Annotated in this window: 1 protein-coding gene and 1 pseudogene; both read left to right on the forward strand. The window is 72.3% G+C overall.

Features of this window, described 5'->3' with window-relative positions:
• On the forward strand, positions 1–357 hold a 357-nt coding region (locus G3I42_RS17620; protein WP_164287087.1), incomplete at its 5' end, for a helix-turn-helix domain-containing protein.
• A gap of 89 nt (positions 358–446) precedes the next feature.
• Positions 447–736, forward strand: a pseudogene (locus tag G3I42_RS17625) (ACP S-malonyltransferase); the annotation flags it as partial.

Below are 736 nucleotides of genomic sequence, written 5' to 3' on the forward strand. Positions count from 1 at the left end.
CTGCGCGCCTCGGCGGCCTGGCAGGACGCCCCGCGCCCGGTGCTCGCGGACGACCTCCTCCCGGAGCGCGCGATGGCGTCCGACCCCGCCGCGCGGGACCAGCTGGTGGAGGAGATCTACAGACCACTTCAGGAGGCGGGCTCGGCGCTCCTGGAGACGCTGAGCGTCTACCTGGAGCAGGCGAGCAGCCTGGAAGGTGCCGCGCGGATGCTCTTCGTGCACCCGAACACCGTGCGCTACCGGCTCCGACGTGTGACTGACGTCACCGGCTGGTCCCCCTCGGATGTACGCTCCGCGTTCACGCTGCGCATCGCGCTCATCCTGGGGCGCCTGGCCGCGGCCGAACAGCGATCCTAGACTTTTGTGCGGTCCCGACAATTACCCTGTCGGTTATTCGTCCCTGTCCCCACCGGTGTACCGGACCCTTCACAAGAGAGAGTGTGAGCGTGCTTGTACTTGTCGCTCCCGGCCAGGGCGCCCAGACGCCCGGCTTCCTGACCCCTTGGCTCGAACTGCCCGGCGCGGCCGAGCGGCTCGCGGGCTGGTCCGAGACGATCGGACTCGACCTCGTCCACTACGGGACGAAGGCCGACGCCGACGCGATCCGGGACACCGCCGTCGCCCAGCCGCTGCTCGTGGCCGCCGGGCTGCTCTCGGCCGCCGCGCTCGCGGGGACCCTGGAGGACCGGGGCGCCCCCGTGCTCGGCGCGCTGCGCCCCGGCGCGGTCGCCGGGCA

Origin of the sequence: Streptomyces sp. SID11385 (genome assembly GCF_010548245.1) — a bacterium.
In the GTDB taxonomy this organism is placed as follows: domain Bacteria; phylum Actinomycetota; class Actinomycetes; order Streptomycetales; family Streptomycetaceae; genus Streptomyces.